This is a genomic window from Roseivirga sp. UBA1976, assembly GCF_002336325.1.
GTDB lineage: Bacteria > Bacteroidota > Bacteroidia > Cytophagales > Cyclobacteriaceae > Roseivirga > Roseivirga thermotolerans.
Window position 1 is genome coordinate 1 of sequence record NZ_DDDQ01000058.1, and the last position, 20567, is coordinate 20567.

Here is a 20567-nt window from a genome sequence, read left to right on the forward strand (position 1 = left end):
CATGCGCCTGGGGTGGGCTACCAGCTCAGAAAACTCTACTCTTAAAGTAACCTACAACTGGCTGAGTAAAGAGGTGCGTGGCCGTGCAGGAAGGCACGCCTACATAGGTCTTGAACTGCAGCTAAGATTTGTACCCAAGCGTCAGTAGGGGGTGTCAGTCATTAAAGAAGGTTAAGGTCTTTTCCAAAGCCAATTCAAGGTCTTGAGGTAGGTTTTTATCCATGTGCGGATGCCGAGCTCCAAAAGTATGGTTGGCCTTGTTCAGGATAAAAAGCTTGCTCTCCGGTTTCCATTGATGCAGTTGAAAAGCTGCATTTATATTGACAGTTTCATCGTTTGTGCCATGTATAATAAGCATTGGTTGCCATACTTTCTCCATAGCCCTGGCTATAAGGAATCGGTCTCCGTTTCTGGAGAAATCTTCGGCAAACTGATAGTACATGGGGTAATCTTCTCCGGTTCGGGAGTTTTTTACATACACCACCCCATGAGTTTTCCAGTAAGTGAGTTCAGCTTCGGTAAAACGAGAAGCAAAGTCGTGGACAGAAGCCCATGTGGCCAGCTTTTTTATTCGAGCATCTTCTGCCGCTTTAATAATAGATATACCCCCTCCGCGGCTGTGCCCGATCAGGTATATGCGGTTTAGGTCTAAGTTTTGTATTTCCTTGCTCAGGGTTAGTTCCAGATAGGTAAGGAGCCTGTCTATATCTTCAATTTCCCGGCTAAAATTGTTGTAGCCAAAAGCCTCCTTGTCTGTAATCTCATTTAGATTTTCAGGAGTTACGCCATTGTAAGAAAAGTTGAACTTGAGAAAGCAGAAGCCCTCCAGAGCTGCTTTTTCCGAAAGAAGAAACCAGGGCCCCCAATCTTTAAATCCCTTAAAGCCATGGGCAAAGAGAATGATGGGCTTGGCAATACCATTGTTTAGATAGGTAATATCGGCAGTTATTGGTTTTTGATTTAAGCTTCCTTCAATTAAAAGTTCTTTTTTCGTCAGTTCCTGCACCTCCATCCTTCGAATTTATGTTTATGTTTTTGCCGTTGCTAGTTTACCTATTAATATTGTAGCACTCAAGTCTAATGGCTCTTCAACTCAAAGAAATACAGGCGCCCATAGCCTCGGAAATGATAGATTTCGAGGAGAAATTCCGTTCCTTCATGAAGAGCAAAGTCTTCTTGCTCGATAAAATCATGAGTTACATAGTGAAGCGCAAAGGAAAACAAATGCGCCCTATGTTTGTATTTCTTACAGCAGGAGCCTGTGGGCAAATTACCGATAGAACCTACAGAGGAGCTTCTTTAATAGAATTACTGCACACTGCCACCTTGGTGCACGATGATGTGGTAGACGATTCGAACTTCAGAAGAGGGTTTTTCTCTATCAATGCACTTTGGAAAAATAAGATTGCCGTATTGGTGGGCGATTACCTGTTATCACGCGGGTTGTTGCTCTCGGTAGATCATGAAGATTTCGACCTGCTAAAGATAGTCTCAGAGGCTGTTCGCGAGATGTCTGAAGGAGAGTTGCTTCAAATGGCCAAGGCCCGCAACCTGGATATTACGGAAGAAATCTACTATGATGTGATCAGGCAGAAAACCGCCTCGCTCATTGCTTCATGCTGTGCGGTAGGGGCGGCTTCATCGGGGGCGTCTTTGCAAACCATTCAAAAAATGAAAGAGTTTGGTCTTAACGTAGGTATGGCTTTCCAGATAAAAGACGATCTCTTTGATTATGGCACCAGTGAAATTGGCAAGCCATTGGGGATAGATATTAAGGAAAAGAAAATGACCCTTCCGCTTATTTATGCTCTTTCCAAGGCCAGTAATGGAGATAGACGAAGAATCAAGAGTATTGTAAAGAGCAACAGGCAAACCAATAAAAAAGTACAAGAGGTAATAGACTATGTGAAGCAGTCCGGGGGTATTGAGTACGCTAAGGAGGTAATGCAGGGGTATTATCAGAAATCGCGAGAGGTGCTTTTAGATTTGCCCGAAACGGCCTACCGCCAGAGTTTGTTCGATCTTGTGCAGTTTACCATTGAACGTTCAAAATAGTAACACCCGATGAAGATCTTCAACGGGTGCTATTCAGTTAGTAGTTTAAGTATTTACTTGTAGTCCGACAAGGCTTCTGAGCCTCGTCTCCCTAACAACAATTCTATTTGATTATAACCTTATTGTCCGCCTCAAACTTTGGTTAGAACGGCTCAATTGTAGTGGTCAAACGTCATGCGTCAGACGGTGATTTTGTTGAGCTTAATAAGAGGTTGAGTACCAATTTTGGGTCTTAAATTTGGCTCAGGACGTCTGGTTTTTGAAAATCTTGGGGAAATCTCCCACCGCATACCACTTTTCTTCACAGTTCATGTTTTTTCGACACAATAGCTTGGGATTTGATATTATTTATCTGATTTACAGCTATTTACGATTTTGTTGCGTGAGGTGGGTTAATGAAAAGAAATGAGCTCAGGTAGCGCAAAATCGAATGATTTTCTTAAATTTTCAGTCAAAGTGGGAAAAAAAGGAAAAAAGTGGGGTGAAGTGGAATGTTTTTCTATCTTTGTATTAGTTCAGGTGTGTAATGACTTTTTTTACTGGTGAATATGATTGTAAGCTAGACGCTAAAGGAAGGCTTGCTTTACCGGCCAAGGTTAAGTCTGCTTTGCCCGATGTGGCTACTCAGGAGCTCGTGCTTAGGCGTGGCTTTGAGTCTTGTCTGGTTTTGTATCCTATGATCGAGTATAAAAAGATTATCAACCGTGTTCGGTCTTTGAGTGAATTCAACGAGGAGTATAGGAGGTTTCAAAGGAGTTTCTTTCGGGGAAATCTGGAGATAGAAATGGATGGTTCTGGTAGAATCAACATTCCGGCCCGAATGATGAGTTATGCTTCGTTGGAGAAGGAGGTGGTTTTAGTGGGGTTGGGCAACCGGGTTGAGATCTGGAATCCTGATCTGTATGAGGAGAACCTCATTAATGACACTTCGGAGTATTCAAAGCTTGCCGAAAAGTACTTGGCTGAAGAATAACAAGTAATGGCTGAATATCATGTGCCTGTAATGCTTCAGGAATGCATTCATGGGCTCAACATCAAACCTGACGGAATTTACGTGGATGTGACCTTCGGTGGAGGAGGGCATTCAAAAGAAATACTTAAGCATTTATCTGGGGCTGGCAGGCTTTTCGGGTTCGACCAGGATGAGGATGCCAGGTTAAATGCAGAAGAAATAGATAATCGTTCTTTCACATTCGTACAAGCCAATTTCAGGTACCTCAGGCGGTTTTTAAAGTTGCATGGGGTGTCTAGAGTTGATGGTATTTTGGCAGACTTAGGTATTTCATCGCATCAAATCGATGAGGCTTCTCGAGGGTTTTCTACCCGGGGTAACGCTGAGTTGGATATGCGCATGGATCGGTCGGCTCAAAAGACGGCAAAAACCGTAGTCAATGAATACGAAGAAAAAGACCTGCATAAGGTTTTGGGTATTTATGGCGAGGTGAAAAATGCCCGATCGTTGGCGGCTGCCATTGTGTCGAGTCGTTTTTCGCGGCCTTTCGAGACTACCTTCGATTTAATCGAGCTGTTGAAGAAGTTTGCTCCGCGAGGTAAGGAGAATAAGTACTTCGCTCAGGTGTTTCAGGCCATTCGCATTGAGGTAAATGACGAGATGGGTGCGCTAGAGGAGTTTTTGCAGCAGTCGGCAGAAGTGCTCAATCCGGGAGGAAGGCTGGTGGTCATGAGTTATCACTCGCTGGAAGATCGGATGGTCAAAAACTACATCAACAAAGGCAAGGTGTTTGGCGAGGTGGAGAAAGATTTTTTTGGAAATGAATTAAAGCCCTTTAGGGCAGTGAATAGAAAGCCGGTAACGGCAAACCAACAAGAACTAACAAAAAACAGCCGATCGAGAAGTGCAAAGCTTCGCGTAGCTGAGCGTATTGAAAATGGCAGAAAACAGGTTTAAAGTTAAATCGGAAAAGCAGGGCTCGGGGAAGGGATTCTTCGGGTTTTTGGCGTCCGGTTTAAAGTTAGGTTCTGCCTGGGAGTCCGGTTTTCCGGTCAAGTATCTCCCAAAAGTAGTCTTCGCGGTCTTGTTGGGTATCATCTATGTTTGGAATAACCACTATGCCGAAAGAGCAACTCGCGAGCTGGATAGGCTCGAAGAGGAAGTGGAAGATTTGCGAGCTGACGTAACTACTCTTGAAGCAGAGTATATGTTCAGCAGTAAGCAATCTGAAGTAGCCAAGAAGGTAAAAGAGCTTGGTTTGGAAGAAAGCAAAGAACCGCCAATCAAAATTGTTGTAGACGAAGATGAATATTAAGCACTCCATACTGTTAAGGGTAAGGATAGCCTTTTTGGTGGCAGTGTTATTTGTTTTCGCTGTCATTTATAGGCTGGTCGATATCCAGATGATTGAAGGTGATCACTGGAGGCAATTGGCAGAAGAAAGTAGCCTGGATTATAGAACCATTAAGGCTACCCGTGGAAGCATTTATGCTTCAGGAAACGATCTGCTGGCAACTTCGCTGCCATTTTACAGGTTGGCCTTCGATCCGTCTTTGGTCGATAATAAAACATTTACGTCTAATATAGACTCCCTTTCACATCTACTGTCGAAATATTTCCGGGATCATTCTTCAGACTACTATAAGAAGAAGATCTCGGAAGCTCGGCAAATGAAAAGCAGATACCTCATTCTCAACCGAGAGTTGGTCAATTACCAGGGGCGCCAGGAAATGCTCACCTGGCCAATATTTCGTTTAGGGCAAATGCGCGGTGGTGTGATTTTCGAAAAGATTGATGATCGACATCGCCCATTTAAAAAGCTGGCTCAGCGAACCATTGGCAGAGTTAATGGAGATGGAAAAGGCGTAGTAGGTATTGAAGCTAGTTTTAATGATTACCTCTCCGGTAAAAATGGTGAGGGTCTTTTTCAGAGAGTGGCTGGTGGAAACTGGAAGCCCGTATATGCCTCAACCGATGTGCGTCCGGTAGATGGTTATGATATTCATACTACTATAGATATTAACCTGCAAGATGTAGCACAAAATGCCTTGCTTAGAGCTCTTTCAACCTATCAGGCCAACTATGGAGCTGTGGTTTTAATGGAGGTAAAAACGGGAGAAATTAAGGCTATTTCTAATCTGGAAAAACTTGAGTCCGGTAACTATGCCGAGACATACAACTTTGCCATAGGTACTACAAACGATCCAGGGTCTACTTTTAAGTTAGCTACCATGTTGGCTTTGCTGGAATCAGGCAAGGTGGAGTTGACCGACAGTGTGGATACCGGTGATGGTACCATTGAGTTTTTTGATGGTAAGCTCAAGCTTACTGATGTGAAACGTGGAGGATATGGGAAGATAACCGTTCAGGATGTATTCGAAAAATCCTCTAACGTGGGTATAGCTAAACTGGTGACTGAGCATTTTGGAGATAACCCAAAGGAGTTTGTCGATCTCATCAAAGAAACTGGCTTAGGTCAGCCCCTTGGCTTTCAATTATTGGGCGAAGGTGAACCCTATATTAAAGATCCGAGCGATCCGTCCTGGTCCGGATCCAGCTTGCCGTGGATGTCTGTAGGTTACGAGACCGGCCTGACTCCTCTGCAAACATTGGCTTTTTATAATGCTGTTGCCAACGATGGTAAAATGATTCAACCCATCATTGTAAAAAGCATCAACAGAGCCAATAAGCCGGTTGAGGTATTTAAGCCCAAAGTGCTGAATAAAAAGATTGCTTCTGACGAAACATTGCAGAAGCTGCGTCTTATGCTTGAAGGGGTGGTAGAACGTGGTACGGCCCAAAACATTAAGAACGAGCATTATAAGATTGCCGGGAAAACCGGTACCGCCCAGCGTTTGGTTAATGGGCGCTATATGACACAGAGCTACTATGCCTCTTTTGCCGGCTACTTTCCGGCAGAAGATCCACTCTATTCGTGCATAGTTATTATCGATAACCCAAGAGGTTGGAATCGTTATGGTGGAGATGTTTCTGCACCGGTTTTCAAAGAAATAGCCGATATGATTTATGCTCAAAACCTCGATATACATGACTCCTTCACTCCTCAGTATACTGCCGCCAACAATGGTATATTTCCTGTAATACGAGCCGGAAGGCTAGAGGAACTCAATGAGCTATGTAATCAATTGGGCATATCTAACTATGCTGATGAGCAGGCTAGCGATTGGGTAAGGAGTTCGGTGAATAATAACGTAGTCATTTGGAAGAAAAATCATGACAATACAGGATTGGTGCCCAATGTGGAAGGAATGACCTTGCGCGATGCGGTATACATCCTTGAAAATATAGGGTTAAAAGTTTTGGCTTCAGGCAGCGGCCGCGTGAAAAGACAGTCGGTTGGAGCTGGTGTTCGGGCAACTAAAGGAGCAACAATAGAATTGGAATTAGGCTAATGGCTGTATTGAAAGACATATTGTATAAAGTCTCGTTGCAGTCGGTTTCAGGCAATATGGAAACCGAAGTAAAAGCCATTGCCTTTGACTCCAGAAAAGTGGAGGCCGGAACCGCTTTTGTAGCAGTTCGTGGTACTCAGGCCGATGGCCACGAGTATATAGAAATGGCTATAGAAAAGGGTGCCGTAGCAGTAGTTTGCGAAGAGCTACCAGAGTCTTTGGTCAATAATGTTGCTTTTGTGCAGGTGAAGGATTCTTCCAAAGCCCTCGGCTTTATGGCCGCCAATTACTATGGCAATCCTTCAGAGAAGCTTAAGCTGGTGGGAGTAACCGGCACCAACGGAAAAACCACTTGTGTTACGCTATTGCACCAGCTGTTTCGGTTGCTTGGTTACAATGCCGGTCTGCTTTCTACTGTAGTAAACAAAATTAATGAAGAGGAGCTTCCGGCTACACACACTACTCCGGATGCTATCACTTTAAATAAAACTTTGGCACAGATGGTGGCCAAAGGCTGTACTCATTGTTTTATGGAATCGAGTTCCCATGCTATCGTGCAAAACAGAATTGCAGGACTTAAGTATGAAGGAGCTGTCTTTACAAACCTTTCACATGAACACCTGGACTATCATAAAACTTTCGATGAGTACATCAAAGCGAAGAAGTTGCTGTTCGATGGGCTACCATCGACAGCCTTCGCTTTGGTTAATGCCGATGACAAAAGGGGAGCAGTAATGCTCCAGAATACCAAGGCAGCCAAGCATAAATATGCACTAAAATCTATGGCAGCCTTTAAAGCCAAAATTCTTTCCAATACACTACAGGGTTTAGAACTGGATATTGACGGAAAGAGTGTTTGGTTTAAGCTTATAGGCGATTTCAATGCCTATAATCTGTTGGCGGTGTATGGTGCGGCTGTACTGTTGGGAGAAGACGAAAGCATGGTGCTTGAGCAGTTGTCTAGTTTGAATCCAGCTCCCGGAAGATTCGAGCAGGTCAATTCAAATACAGGCATTACGGCACTGGTCGATTACGCTCATACGCCCGATGCCCTGGAAAATGTACTCTCAACCATTAAGGAGTTTAGAACCGGTAACGAAAAGGTGATTACGGTAGTGGGCTGCGGGGGCAACAGAGACAAAGAGAAGAGGCCTGTTATGGCCAAGATAGCCTGTGACTTGAGCGATAAGGTAATACTGACTTCAGACAATCCCCGATTCGAAGAGCCGGGAGATATTTTGAAAGACATGCAGGCAGGGGTTTCCCCCTCCAATTTTAGGAAGACATTGGTTATTGAAGACCGCAGGGAAGCCATAAAAGCAGCTTGTGCTATGGCCGAACCCAACGATATAATACTGGTGGCCGGAAAAGGGCACGAGACTTATCAGGAAATCAAAGGAGTGCGAAGCGACTTTGACGACCGAAAGGTGTTGAGTGAAATGCTAAATCTAATGCACCAGAAATGATGTACGATATGCAGTTTACGATTTACGATTTGGGTTATACGAACAATGCCTCATGCGAATCCGGTATAGGTTCGAAATACAGTGTAGATCAAAAATCCGATATCGGAAATGGCTTGAAACTTAAAACGAGAAACAGAAAACTGTAAATGCTATACTATTTATTCGACTTCTTAGATAGAGAATATGACCTGATAGGGGCTGGAGTTTTTCAGTATATCTCCTTTAGGGCAGGTATGGCTGTGCTGGTTTCGTTGCTCATCACCATCACATTTGGTAAGTCGCTTATTACCATGCTTAGAAAAAAGCAGGTAGGAGAAACCATACGTGACTTAGGGCTGGAAGGTCAGATGCAGAAAAAAGGAACTCCAACAATGGGTGGGCTCATTATTATTGCCGCCATTGTTATTCCAACCTTGTTGTTCGCCAAGCTTGAGAATATATATGTCATTCTCTTGTTGGTAACCACTTTGGTCTTAGGTGGAATTGGCTTCCTGGATGACTACATCAAAGTATTCAAGAAGAATAAAGAAGGCCTTGCCGGCAAATTCAAAGTGGTAGGGCAGGTAAGTGTAGGTTTAATTGTGGGAGCAACCCTGTTCTTTAGTGACGATGTTGTGGTGAGAGAATTCAATAAAACCCCAGTAGAAATTCAGCAAGAGGGTGAAGAACAAATAGTAAGCTATACCGATTCAAAGTCTACCACTACTACCATTCCTTTTGTAAAAAACAATGAATTGGATTATAGCAAGCTGAATCCGACCGAGAATGAACTGATTACAGCAGGTATATACATCTTAATTGTCATTTTCTTTGTTACGGCCATCTCCAATGGGGCAAACATTACCGATGGAATCGATGGACTGGCAGCCGGTACTTCAGCAATTATAGGCCTCACACTCGCCATATTGGCCTATATCTCAGGTAATGCCATCTTCTCCGATTACCTCAATGTAATGTTCATTCCAAGATCCGGAGAGCTGGTAATCTTCTGTACGGCTTTTGTGGGTGCTTGTGTAGGCTTTCTTTGGTACAACTCATACCCCGCCCAGGTATTTATGGGCGATACCGGGAGTCTTTCCCTCGGAGGAATTATTGCTGTATTGGCCCTGGTACTTCGAAAAGAACTTCTGATTCCGGTGTTGTGCGGAATCTTCGTGATAGAAAACCTCTCTGTGATTATACAGGTGAGCTATTTCAAATACACTAAAAAGAAATACGGTGAAGGTAGAAGAATCTTTAAGATGTCTCCGCTTCACCACCACTACCAGAAAATGGAAATCCCGGAGCCTAAAATCGTTACGCGATTCTGGATTGTGGGAATCCTGCTGGCAATTATTGCTTTGGCAACATTGAAACTGAGATAGGCTTGAAAAGAAAGTTGGTCATACTAGGTGCTGGAGAAAGCGGAATCGGAGCAGCCTTGCTTGGAAAAGCAAAGGGCTATGAGGTTTTCGTATCTGACGCTGGGTCGATCAAAGAGCAATATCTCAAAGAGCTTCAGGATAATAGAATTGAGTTTGAGTCTGGGAAGCATACAACGGAAAAAGTACTACAGGCTGATCTTGTTGTAAAGAGTCCAGGTATACCGGAAAAGGCTGAGTTGATTCAAAAGCTGAGAGCTAATGGAAATCTGATCATATCGGAGATCGAGTTCGCAGCGCAATTCACCAATGCAAAACTCATAGGAATTACCGGAACAAACGGTAAAACCACAACTGCAATGCTCACTTATCACATCCTGAAAACGGGTGGATTCAATGTAGGGCTAGCGGGCAATGTAGGAACCAGTTTCGCACGTCAGGTGCTCACGGAAAACTTCGATTGGTATGTGCTCGAACTGAGCAGTTTCCAGTTAGATGATTCCTACGAATTGAAATTAGAAATAGGGGTCTTGTTGAATATCACACCGGATCATCTGGATAGATATGACTACGACTTCCAAAAATATATCGCATCGAAGATGCGCATATTTCACCTTGTACACCTGGGACGTCATGCTGTCTATTGGCAGGATGACCCCCAAATCGGGGAAGGCATTGCTAAAGCCACTCGTGGCCTCAATGTACATCCCTTTTCGCTCAGCGGAGACGCTGCTGAGATAACTTATATACAAAATGATAGGTTGTTTTATGTCCCTAATGGTATTGAGGTATCTGCCCCCAGAGCAGATATCTCAATCAAGGGACTACACAATGCGTTGAATGCAGCCGCTGCCGGAAATGCTGCCCTTGTGGCTGGTGTTTCACCGGAAGCATTGCTTGAGGCACTCAAGACTTTCAAGGGAGCTGAGCACAGGCTGGAACCTGTCCGCGAACTCAATGGAGTAGAGTACATCAACGATTCCAAAGCAACCAATCTTGATTCCGTAAAATATGCCCTCGATGCCTTCGAAAACCCAATTGTGTGGATTGCCGGAGGAATTGATAAGGGCAATGAATATAACCTGGTAAACCAACTGGTGCAGGACAAAGTGAAGGCGCTGATCTGCCTGGGAAAAGATAATTCCAAGCTCATTACGTCTTTCGAGAATTTGGTGCCGGTAGTAAGGTCTACTGACGATTTGATCCAGGCTGTGCGCTGGGCCAAAGAACTTGCCAAACCGGGAGACATTGTGTTGCTGTCTCCGGCTTGCTCCAGTTTCGATCTGTTCCAGAATTATGTGGACAGAGGAAACCAGTTCAAAAAGGCAGTACTGGAACTCTGATGTACCCCTTTAGGGGTCGGGGGTAATACCCCTCTGAGTCTCCCTTGAGAGGGGAGAAGTTAGATTCCACTCGATTAGGGGTTGGAATTTGAAAAGAAGAACCCTCATCATTATGATGAGGTCAAAAAACATAAACGAAACCCAATTTCCCCCTGTCAGGGGGAATACAAGGGGGTAGAAAGTAGAATGCTAGATAAGGTAAAAAGTTGGACAGATAAGAATATCCAGGGTGACCCAGTCATCTGGCTGGTAGTTATCTGCCTGTCTGTTTTTGGTATTCTGGTAGTGTATAGTGCCACGGGTTCATTGGCCTATAGGGCAGGAGTAAACACCGAGAAATTTTTGATTCGCCACACCATTATGGTGGGCTTGTCATTATTTGTTATGTGGGTGGCTCATAAGATAGACTATAGGTACTATGCAAAGCTCACTCATTTTGCACTGCTACTTTCGGTGCCCCTGTTGCTTTATGCGTGGCAGTGGGGGTCTCAGGTAAACGGTGCCAATCGATGGATTGTACTTCCGTTTGTTGGGCTGCAGTTTCAGCCTTCAGATCTGGCAAAATTGGCTCTTATTGCTGCCTTGGCTACAATGTTGGCCAAACGTCAGCAAAAAATAGATGACTTTAAAGAATCTTTAATTCCAATGTTGGCCTGGTGTGGGGGCATTTGTGCCCTCATCGCCATGACCAACATTTCAACAGCCGTCATGCTGTTTGCTACCTGTATGCTTCTGCTCTTCATAGGCCGTGTACCGGTAAAGTATTTGGCCATGCTTCTGGTAGTTGGTGCCTTTGCAGGCTTCGTAGCTATGAAGGTGGGGCAACGAGGCGAAACAGCTATGAACAGAGTCCGGTCGTTCCTCAATCCAACCGAAGTGCCTTATCAGGCTCAGGTGGCTAACATGGCCATTGCTACAGGCGGAATTTTAGGTAATGGGCCTGGCGAAAGTATTCAACGAAATTTTTTGCCGGAAGCATACTCAGACTTTGCCTATGCAATCATCATTGAAGAGTATGGCTTGGTTGGCGGTGTTATGGTGCTCTTTCTCTACCTGGTATTACTGTATAGAGGCATGCGGGTAGTAGCCAATAGCGATAGGGCCTTTGGAGGCCTGCTTTCGGCAGGGCTAACTTTTGCCATAGTCATTCAGGCACTGGTAAATATTGGGGTTGTAGTGGGGCTCGGGCCGGTAACAGGCCAGACACTTCCGCTCATAAGTATGGGAGGTACCTCCCTGCTATTCACCGGACTATCACTGGGAATTATCCTCAGCGTGAGCCGAGGTGAGCAAGAAGACTTTTCGGCCATCAGTGGCGACATGAAGAATAAATTAAGAACTGCATAACATCGAAAAGAAAGAACCATATCGATTAATTATTAGCGGTGGAGGCACCGGAGGGCATGTGTATCCGGCCATAGCCATAGCCAACGCGTTCAAAACTCGCTTTCCTGAAGCAGAGATTTTGTTCGTTGGTGCCAAGGGCAAAATGGAGATGCAAAAAGTGCCTGAAGCGGGCTATACCATCAAGGGGCTTTGGATCAGTGGGCTTCAGCGCAAGCTCACGCTCGATAATCTTTCTTTTCCCCTCAAAGTGGTCGATAGCCTGCTAAAGAGTAAGAAGATCATAAAACGGTTTAAGCCACATGCGGCAGTAGGAGTTGGAGGTTACGCCTCCGGTCCGTTGTTGAGAATGGCAGTTAAGCATAAGATTCCTGCCATTGTGCAAGAGCAAAACTCTTATGCAGGTTTAACCAATAAAATGTTGGCCAGGAAGGTACAGAAAATATGCGTGGCGTATCCGCAGATGGATCGCTTCTTTCCGGCCGAGAAGGTGGTACTCACGGGCAACCCGGTGAGAAAGGACATTACCGAACTGACCAATAAAAGGGATACTGGTCTCAGCCATTTTGGGCTGCGGGCCGATAGGCCTGTATTATTGGTTTTAGGCGGCAGCTTGGGGGCAAGAACTCTAAATGACAGCATGATTCTGAATATTCAGAAGCTAATTGATGCACAAGTGCAGGTGCTTTGGCAGTGTGGTAAATTCTACCATGCAGAAATGCAGAACAAGCTATCAGAAGTGCCTCAAAACGATCTGGTGAAGCTTTTTGAATTCCTGAAAGAGATGGACCTGGCCTATGCCGTGGCCGATGTGGTGATTAGCAGAGCAGGAGCTCTCTCAGTATCGGAGTTGAGTATTGCAGGTAAGCCCACCATTTTCGTGCCTTCGCCCAATGTGGCAGAAGACCATCAAACCAAGAATGCCCAGGCCATGGTAGAAAACAAGGCTGCGGTATTGGTAAAAGACGTTGAGGCAAGAGAGGTGCTCATTGATAGAGCCATCGAACTGCTGAAAGATGAAGAGAAAAAAGCTCAGCTGAGCAAGAATATAAAGGCTATGGCCAAGCCCAATGCGGCCAATGAAATTGTAGATGAAATAGTGAAACTCATCGCATGAAGTTAGAAAAGATACATAGCGTCTATTTTGTCGGTATCGGTGGTATTGGCATGAGTGCTTTGGCCCGTTGGTTCAAGCACAACGGAAAGCGTGTGTCTGGCTACGATCGCACCTCAACGGAGTTGACCACCAGGTTAATTCAGGAAGGAATCGAGATTCACTTTGATGATAATATTGACCTGATCGATGCAGAGGTAAAGGCAAACCCCGAAGGTAGCTTGATTATCTACACTCCGGCTATACCCAAAGACCATTCAGAATTAAACTGGCTGAAGGATAAAGGATTTGAAGTGCTCAAGAGATCACAAGTGCTGGGAATCATTACCCAAAACATGCGCAGTGTGGCAGTGGCCGGAACCCACGGCAAAACCACTACTTCATCGATGGTTGTGCACCTGTTAAAAGAGTCAGGGTTCGATGTGGCCGGTTTTCTTGGAGGAATAAGTGCCAACTACGACACCAATATGATCCTCAACGAAACCAGTGAGGCCATTGCTGTGATTGAGGCCGATGAGTTCGATAGATCATTCCTCACTTTACATCCCGAATGGGCTGTAGTGACTTCGGCCGATGCTGATCACCTGGATATTTATGGCCATAAGGATGCGTTGAAAGACTCGTTTAGGGACTTTATAAAAAGAATAAAGCAAGAAGGGAAACTCTTTGTGAAAAATGAGTTGGCCACTGAGCTTGTTTCAGGTCATGAGCTTAACCATGAAGGCTATGCGCTTTCAGAGGCTTCCATTACTGCCGAAAACATTCGCTTTGAAGAGGCCTCTTTTATTTTCGATTATAAGAATGGAGAGAAAACCATTGAAGGTATACGCCTCAATGTTCCCGGCTATCACAATGTGGAAAATATGCTTGCAGCCATATCTGTTAGCAGGCATATAGGGGCTAAAGACGAATCCATTAAAAAAGCTGTAGAGAGCTATCGTGGAGTCAAACGCAGGTTTGAATTCATTATTAAGCGAGATGATCTGGTGTTCATAGACGACTATGCTCACCACCCTGTAGAGATTGCTGCTCTGCTCAAATCGGTAAAAGACCTGTTTGCAGGCAAAAAGATTACGGTTGTTTTTCAGCCACATCTTTTCAGTCGTACCAGAGACTTCGCTCAAGAGTTTTCTGAGAGTTTGTCTTTGGCCGATGAAGTGATCTTGCTGGATATATACCCTGCCAGGGAACTTGCTATGGAAGGAGTGAATTCAGAGATGCTCATGGATGGTATTTCTGCCGAAAAGAAGATGGTATCAAGCAAAGAAAGCTTGATAGATCATATAAAAGCCTGGCAACCCCAAGTGCTTTTAACTGTGGGGGCAGGCGATATAGATAAGTTAGTTCAACCCTTAAAACGTGCATTGTCATGAAAACAAAAGAGAATGTATTGAGAGTGCTGGGGATTATAGCCGGATGTGCCCTATTGGTTATTCTGGCCAGTTCGGTAGAGAAACGAGACTTTGGATATAGAGTAGAAGAAATAAATGTAGAGATAGAAAATGCCTTTGAGAACTTCTTTGTCGATGAAAGCGATGTAATGGAACTCATAATGCAAAACGAAAACGACTCCATTCTGGGAGACGGCTTTACTCCTGTAAGCTTAAAAGAAGTGGAGGAGCGAATTGAGTCACACAGTTTTGTAAAAGAGGCAGAGGTATACAGAGACCTAAAAGGCCATTTGGTAGTAAAGGCGAGGCAAAACAAACCTGTTGCCCGGCTAATGGGAACACAGGGCAAAAATGCCTACATCGCAGAAACGGGGGAGTTGTTGCCGGTATCTTCCAAATACACCGCTCGCGTACCTGTGATTACCGGACGCTACACCGAAAAACTAATGGCCATTAAGTCGGTGAAAGAAGAAGAGTATGCCCAAAAGATTTACACACTCATCAATTTCATTAACAACCACAAGTTCTGGTCTATGCAAATAGGTCAGATCGATATCAACAGCAAAGGATATGTGGTTATGTATCCCCAGGTGGGAGATCAACGACTGGAATTCGGCTATGCCGAAGACATAGAGAAGAAGTTCAAGAAGCTTGAGATTTTCTTCAAGCAAATAATGCCAACCAAAGGTTGGAACACTTACTCAAAGGTGAATGTAGAATATAAGGATCAGATAATTTGTGACTAACCAATGCCATGCAACACGACAAAATAGTAGTAGGACTCGACATCGGTACAACTAAGATTTGTGCCATAGTTGGAACCAAGAATGAATACGGAAAACTTGAGGTTCTGGGAATGGGTAAAGCCGTTTCAGACGGAGTGATCCGTGGAATAGTAACCAATATTGATAAAACCATTATTGCCATTGAAAAGGCGATTGCGGAGGCGAGTGAGCAATCGGGCATTGAAATCAATGTAGTCAATGTGGGAATAGCCGGTCAACACATTAAAAGCTCAATCCACCATGGAAGCATTACACGCGACCGGGTAGACGATGAAATCACCGTAGAAGATATCAATCGGCTCACCAACGACATTCACAAAATTGTAATGCCTCCCGGTTGCGAGATTATTCATGTTATGCCGCAAGACTACATTGTGGATTATGAAGATGGCATTAAAGATCCGGTAGGTATGTCTGGTGTAAAACTGGAAGCCGACTTCCATGTAATTACAGCACAGACCAATGCTATAAGAAATATAAACAAATGTGTTAAGCGGGCAGGGCTGGAAATCGAAAACCTCATTTTAGAGCCGTTGGCCTCCAGCATGTCGGTGTTGAGCGATGAAGAAAAAGAAGCAGGTGTTTGTTTGGTCGATATAGGAGGTGGTACTACGGATATTGCCATTTTCCATGATAGCATAATTCGCCATACCGCGGTCATTCCTTTCGGTGGCAATATTATTACAACCGACATTAAGGAGGGGCTCAAGGTAATGCAAAACCAGGCTGAGTTGTTAAAGACCAAGTTTGGCAAGGCCATAGCAGAAGAAGCCAATCCAAATGAAATTGTCTCGATTCCGGGCCTTAGAAACAGGCCTCCAAAAGAAATTTCTATTCGAAATCTGGCCCATATTATAGAAGCCAGAATGGAGGAAATAATTGAGTTGGTGCACGCAGAAATAATTACTTCGGGTTATGCCAATAAGCTGGCCGGAGGTATTGTGATAACCGGTGGCGGATCGCAACTGGCTTATGTGCAGCAACTGTTTGAATACATGACGGGCATGGATGCAAGAATTGGTTATCCCAACGAGCATTTGGGTAAATCTAAGATCGAAGCCATTAAGAGCCCAATGTATGCCACCACAGTTGGTTTGGTACTTTCAGGATTCCGTGCCATAGATGAGCGCGAAAACCGCTACAATGAAAACAGAAACCATAGTGGAGTGAAAAAGGAAGTCAGAGGGCAAAAGAAAGGAGCAGAGTTTTTTAGCAAGCTTATTGATAAAACCAAAGGCCTTTTGATGGACGACTTTCATGATAAAGGGGAATATTAAGCTGGAAGACAGATGACCGAAGACCGAAGTAAGCACACATGAAATAAATGAGCGATGAGTTTCAAATTTGAAAAACTATTGGTTTGGCAAAGGGCGATGGATTTGGGAGAAGAGATTAACGAATTAGCGTTGACTTTTCCTGATAGAGAGAAATTCAATCTTTCATCTCAAATCTTAAGAGCCGCAGATTCAATTGCTCTGAACATTTCAGAGGGCTCAATTGGTCAGTCGGATCCGGAGCAGAAGAAATTCATTGGTTATTCAATAAGGTCTTTGGCAGAAGTTGTGACTTGCATTTATAAGGCAAAAAGAAGAAAGTATATAAACGGAGTAGAATTCGAAAGTTATTACCAGTCTCTATTCAACTTGATGAATATGCTGGTGGCCTTCAGAAACAAAATAAAATAGTATAGGAAGAGCTGAGTTGGTAAGACTTCCGTCTTCCGTCTTCGGCCTTCCGTCTTAAAAACAAACGACATGGCAGACTCATATATGTTTGAACTTCCAAAGCACCACAAATCAATCATAAAGGTGATTGGTGTTGGTGGTGGCGGTAGTAACGCAGTAAACCACATGTATAATCAAGGCATTAAGGATGTGGAATTTGTAGTATGTAATACCGATGCCCAGGCACTTAAAAGCAGCCCTGTACCCAACAGGCTTCAGCTTGGTGTTGGGCTCACCGAAGGGCTTGGGGCTGGCGCCAATCCTGATATTGGTAAAAATGCCGCTATTGAAAGCAAGGAAGAAATTCGCACCATGCTTTCGGACGATACCAAAATGGTATTTATAACGGCCGGAATGGGCGGTGGAACTGGTACAGGAGCTGCTCCTGTAATTGCCAAAATTGCCAGAGACATGGATCTGCTCACAGTAGGTATAGTTACTGCTCCATTTAGCTTTGAAGGCAAAAAGAAAATGGAAGCGGCCAATAAAGGTATTGCTGAGCTCAAAGAGAACTGCGATACAGTTTTGGTAATACTTAACGATAAACTTCGTGAGGTGCACGGTAACCTGCCCATCAGCAAAGCCTTTGGAGAGGCCGATAATGTGTTGACTACAGCAGCCAAAGGTATTGCAGAAATTATTACCGTACCGGGCTATGTCAATGTAGACTTCATGGATGTTCAAACCGTAATGAAAGGTGCCGGAGCAGCCGTAATGGGCTCTGCTACAGCCGATGGAGAAGGCAGAGCATTGCGCGCAGCCGAAATGGCCATATCTTCTCCATTGCTAAACAGCAAAGACATTCATGGAGCAACCAAAATTCTCCTTTCCATTATTTCCGGAGAAGAGGCAGAGTTGCAAATGGACGAACTTACTGAAATCACAGAATACATTCAGGAAAAAGCTGGCGATGATGCAGAGGTTATCTTCGGGCATGGCATTGATCCTAATCATGGCCAAAACATCAGCGTAACAGTTATTGCTACAGGTTTTGAGGCTCCGGAACTGAAGACTCAAATGAGCGAATCGAGAAAAAAAGTTATCGATCTGGAGAGCAATCGAGAGATCGATTTGAGAGATGAAGACTCTCTTTCACCTAAGCACTCGCAAACTTCCCTTTTCGATCGTTCGGCTGAAGCTCCAAAGGCGGAGCCCCAACCTGAAGCTACCGGCAAGTCGCAAGACGATGACGATGATGAAGACGCCAATCCTTCGGGCTACTCCTTCCTGGCCAGACTTGCCAGAAAGTACGAGATAGAAGAATACCCTTCAGCTCCCTATGAGGAAGAAAATGAGGCACGAAACAGGTCGTTAGATAATGATTTCTACGAAGAGCGAAACAAAAACTTTTTGGAAATGAAGCGTGCTAAACTTATGGAGCAGGCTCGTTTGCGAGAAGAACGACTAAGAGGCTCTTCTAATCATGGAATGAACAACGATGACTTTAAAGAGCGTTTGGAAATACCCGCTTACCAGCGAAGACAAGTTCGGTTGAGTGAAAACTCACCTTCATCTGAGCGTAATATTTCGAGATATAATCTCAATGATGATGACGAAATCATGGGAGACAATAAGTTTCTGCATGACAACGTGGACTAAAACCAATTTTTAACTTAATCAACGGTTAAAAGTTGAGACATGTGAATAAGAAAGCCTACTGCCATGGGCTGTCTTTTTTTATTCCCGTCACCTTCAATTTGCTTTAGTTTTTTAAGAAGAAGGCTCAAACGAACCTGTCAGTTGGTAAATGGGTTCAGCGGCATGAAAAACGAATTAGAATGTCACCAACTTCTCCGCATGCTGGTGCAAAAGGGTGTTGTATAAGTCGTTGGTGATTCTGGTGCCATCCCAGTGCTTTTCAATTCCGGCCAGCTTAGGTTTAATGGCCAAAACGTGCATACCCAGGTAGTTGAAAATGTCAGTAAGGTGTGCCATAGCCAATACACCCCCCTGAACTCCAGAAGAAACACCTATTAAAGCTCCTTTCTTATCACGAATGCCCTCTGGGTATTTTAGTCCGTCAATAAAAGCCTTTAATACACCCGGGAAAGAACCATTATACTCCGGCACCACAAATACAATTTTATCAGAAGCCTGGACTCGCTCCCTAATGGCGTTGAACTTGCTGTTTTTACCATTGTTGTCATAAAGGGCAGTGCCTACAAAGTCGCCCGGTAGTTCGGCTAAATCTACTATTTGAGTGGGGCCGCTAAACTTGCTCTTCAGTATATCTTGGTAGTAATGAGCTACTTTGCCGCTCATTGAGTTTTTTCTGTTTGTTCCTACTACTATGGTGATCATGTTAAAGGCTTTGCTGCGCAAACTTAAAGTCATTCACCAAAAATGCCGACCTCTGTTTGCATTATTTCAAAGTATGTATGTACAGCAAATTGATATTTTATATAAAAGGTTCAATGGACAGTGTATTGATTGGCAACGGCTGGATGGAATTTTAGGAATTGTACCAGCCAATTGAAAATATCCGTTTAATTTCGACCCGGACAATCCTTCTTGTCTTTCACTGTAAATCATTAGCTATGACCTATTCAGAAAAAGTAAGGGAAACCACCACATATATACAATCCAAGACAAAAGTGAGGCCTCAGTTTGGGATTATTCTGGGTACGGGATTGGGTGCTTTGGTCAACGAGATATCAATTGTTGATGAAATTTCTTACGATAGTATTCCTCATTTTCCGGTGTCTACGGTAGAGAGCCATCAGGGTAAACTGATTTTTGGTGAGCTGGCCGGAAAAAGTGTAGTGGCTATGCAGGGGCGTTTTCATTACTACGAAGGGTACAATATGAAAGAGGTTACTTTTCCTGTTCGGGTAATGAAGATGCTGGGTATAGAGAAGCTCTTCATTTCTAATGCAGCCGGGGGTGTGAACCTGAACTTTCAGGTAGCAGATTTAATGATTATCGAAGATCACATCGATCTCACCAAAGAAAATCCACTTACCGGGCCTAACCTCGATGAATTTGGAGGGCGCTTTCCGGATATGAGCGAACCTTATGAACGAAAGATGATTGACGAAGCTATGGAGATAGCCCGTGCAAATGGTATCCGTTGCCATGAGGGTGTTTACGCAGGGGTGAGTGGACCTAACCTGGAGACACGAGCTGAATACAGGTTCATTGCCCGTATTGGAGGCGATGCAGTGGGTATGTCTACCATTCCGGAAGTCATTGTGGCCCGACATATGGATTTGCCTGTTTTTGCCATATCGGCTATCACCGATCGCTGCGACCCTGACAATCTGGAAAAAGTAGAGATTTCGAAAATACTGGCTGCGGCAGCACAAGCCGAGAAGGGAATGACCAAGATTATTAGGGAGCTGATCAGAAGACAGTGATTGATTGAACAAGAAGCAAAGCTTCCTATGTTCCGTCTCAACGTCCTTTGAATATTTCACTATACTGGTTCTTTCAGATATCTCTACACAGTAAGAGTATTCGTTTTCAAGGTTAAATTGAGGTACTGTTTTATTTTCATTGAACATTTTATTTAATCTGAGTTCGATGTACTAAAGGAGCGTCATGCCGGAAAAACAGGCCTTAAACTCTCAAAAAGTGCTGTTTTATCCGGTATCTCCAGAGCCTAAATGAGATTGCGGAT

Annotated in this window: 18 protein-coding genes; 16 read left to right on the top strand and 2 right to left on the bottom strand. The window is 44.1% G+C overall.

Features of this window, described 5'->3' with window-relative positions:
* Nucleotides 1–154: 154 nt before the first annotated feature.
* Complete coding sequence (locus B3763_RS06345) at nt 155–1012, bottom strand: alpha/beta hydrolase family protein (RefSeq protein WP_286744899.1); 858 nt, start codon at nt 1010–1012, stop codon at nt 155–157.
* Nucleotides 1013–1080: 68 nt separating this feature from the next.
* Between B3763_RS06345 and B3763_RS06350 the strand changes: the two genes are divergently transcribed.
* From B3763_RS06350 to ftsZ, 15 genes are all read left to right on the top strand, one after another.
* Nucleotides 1081–2055 (top strand): polyprenyl synthetase family protein, encoded by a 975-nt coding sequence (locus B3763_RS06350; protein WP_286744902.1) that lies wholly within the window; start codon nt 1081–1083, stop codon nt 2053–2055.
* 526 nt (nt 2056–2581) lie between these two features.
* Entirely contained in the window at nt 2582–3028 is a 447-nt protein-coding gene (mraZ, locus tag B3763_RS06355) for a division/cell wall cluster transcriptional repressor MraZ (RefSeq protein ID WP_189630179.1), read from the top strand.
* Nucleotides 3029–3034: 6 nt separating this feature from the next.
* The gene (gene rsmH / locus B3763_RS06360; protein ID WP_189630180.1) at nt 3035–3964 is read left to right on the top strand and encodes a 16S rRNA (cytosine(1402)-N(4))-methyltransferase RsmH; all 930 of its coding nucleotides are present in this window, start codon (nt 3035–3037) and stop codon (nt 3962–3964) included.
* Entirely contained in the window at nt 3945–4322 is a 378-nt protein-coding gene (locus B3763_RS06365; RefSeq protein ID WP_189630181.1) for an FtsL-like putative cell division protein, read from the top strand. Before rsmH ends, B3763_RS06365 begins: the two co-directional genes overlap by 20 nt.
* On the top strand, nt 4312–6420 hold the full coding sequence (locus B3763_RS06370; RefSeq protein WP_286744908.1) for a penicillin-binding protein: 2109 nt from the start codon (nt 4312–4314) through the stop codon (nt 6418–6420). The genes B3763_RS06365 and B3763_RS06370 overlap by 11 nt, the downstream gene beginning before the upstream one ends.
* A complete protein-coding gene (locus B3763_RS06375) occupies nt 6420–7886 on the top strand; it encodes a UDP-N-acetylmuramoyl-L-alanyl-D-glutamate--2,6-diaminopimelate ligase (RefSeq protein ID WP_189630183.1) in 1467 nt (488 codons plus the stop codon). The genes B3763_RS06370 and B3763_RS06375 overlap by 1 nt, the downstream gene beginning before the upstream one ends.
* Nucleotides 7887–8032: 146 nt before the next feature.
* A complete protein-coding gene (mraY, locus tag B3763_RS06380; protein WP_189630184.1) occupies nt 8033–9250 on the top strand; it encodes a phospho-N-acetylmuramoyl-pentapeptide-transferase in 1218 nt (405 codons plus the stop codon).
* A 2-nt stretch (nt 9251–9252) separates the two neighbouring features.
* Nucleotides 9253–10590 (top strand): UDP-N-acetylmuramoyl-L-alanine--D-glutamate ligase, encoded by a 1338-nt coding sequence (gene murD, locus B3763_RS06385; protein WP_286744911.1) that lies wholly within the window; start codon nt 9253–9255, stop codon nt 10588–10590.
* 186 nt (nt 10591–10776) lie between these two features.
* Nucleotides 10777–11937 carry an FtsW/RodA/SpoVE family cell cycle protein gene (locus tag B3763_RS06390; protein WP_286744913.1) on the top strand — a complete coding sequence of 387 codons (1161 nt, stop codon included), beginning with the start codon at nt 10777–10779 and terminating at the stop codon, nt 11935–11937.
* Nucleotide 11938: 1 nt separating this feature from the next.
* Nucleotides 11939–13051 (top strand): undecaprenyldiphospho-muramoylpentapeptide beta-N-acetylglucosaminyltransferase, encoded by a 1113-nt coding sequence (murG, locus tag B3763_RS06395; protein WP_286744969.1) that lies wholly within the window; start codon nt 11939–11941, stop codon nt 13049–13051.
* Nucleotides 13048–14421, top strand: a complete 1374-nt coding sequence (gene murC / locus B3763_RS06400; RefSeq protein WP_286744916.1) for a UDP-N-acetylmuramate--L-alanine ligase — start codon at nt 13048–13050, stop codon at nt 14419–14421. The genes murG and murC overlap by 4 nt, the downstream gene beginning before the upstream one ends.
* On the top strand, nt 14418–15185 hold the full coding sequence (locus B3763_RS06405; protein ID WP_189630189.1) for a cell division protein FtsQ/DivIB: 768 nt from the start codon (nt 14418–14420) through the stop codon (nt 15183–15185). Before murC ends, B3763_RS06405 begins: the two co-directional genes overlap by 4 nt.
* 8 nt (nt 15186–15193) lie before the next feature.
* Complete coding sequence (gene ftsA / locus B3763_RS06410) at nt 15194–16501, top strand: cell division protein FtsA (RefSeq protein WP_189630190.1); 1308 nt, start codon at nt 15194–15196, stop codon at nt 16499–16501.
* A 54-nt stretch (nt 16502–16555) separates the two neighbouring features.
* Nucleotides 16556–16909: a four helix bundle protein gene (locus tag B3763_RS06415; RefSeq protein ID WP_286744920.1), complete on the top strand. Its 354-nt coding sequence runs from the start codon at nt 16556–16558 to the stop codon at nt 16907–16909.
* A gap of 69 nt (nt 16910–16978) precedes the next feature.
* Nucleotides 16979–18547: a cell division protein FtsZ gene (gene ftsZ, locus B3763_RS06420; RefSeq protein ID WP_286744923.1), complete on the top strand. Its 1569-nt coding sequence runs from the start codon at nt 16979–16981 to the stop codon at nt 18545–18547.
* A 174-nt stretch (nt 18548–18721) separates the two neighbouring features.
* On the opposite strand, the gene B3763_RS06425 is transcribed toward ftsZ, so the two are convergent.
* Nucleotides 18722–19249, bottom strand: coding sequence for an NADPH-dependent FMN reductase (locus B3763_RS06425; protein ID WP_189630194.1), 528 nt, complete (start codon nt 19247–19249; stop codon nt 18722–18724).
* Nucleotides 19250–19485: 236 nt separating this feature from the next.
* Between B3763_RS06425 and B3763_RS06430 the strand changes: the two genes are divergently transcribed.
* Nucleotides 19486–20304 carry a purine-nucleoside phosphorylase gene (locus B3763_RS06430; protein WP_286744925.1) on the top strand — a complete coding sequence of 273 codons (819 nt, stop codon included), beginning with the start codon at nt 19486–19488 and terminating at the stop codon, nt 20302–20304.
* Nucleotides 20305–20567: the final 263 nt, after the last annotated feature.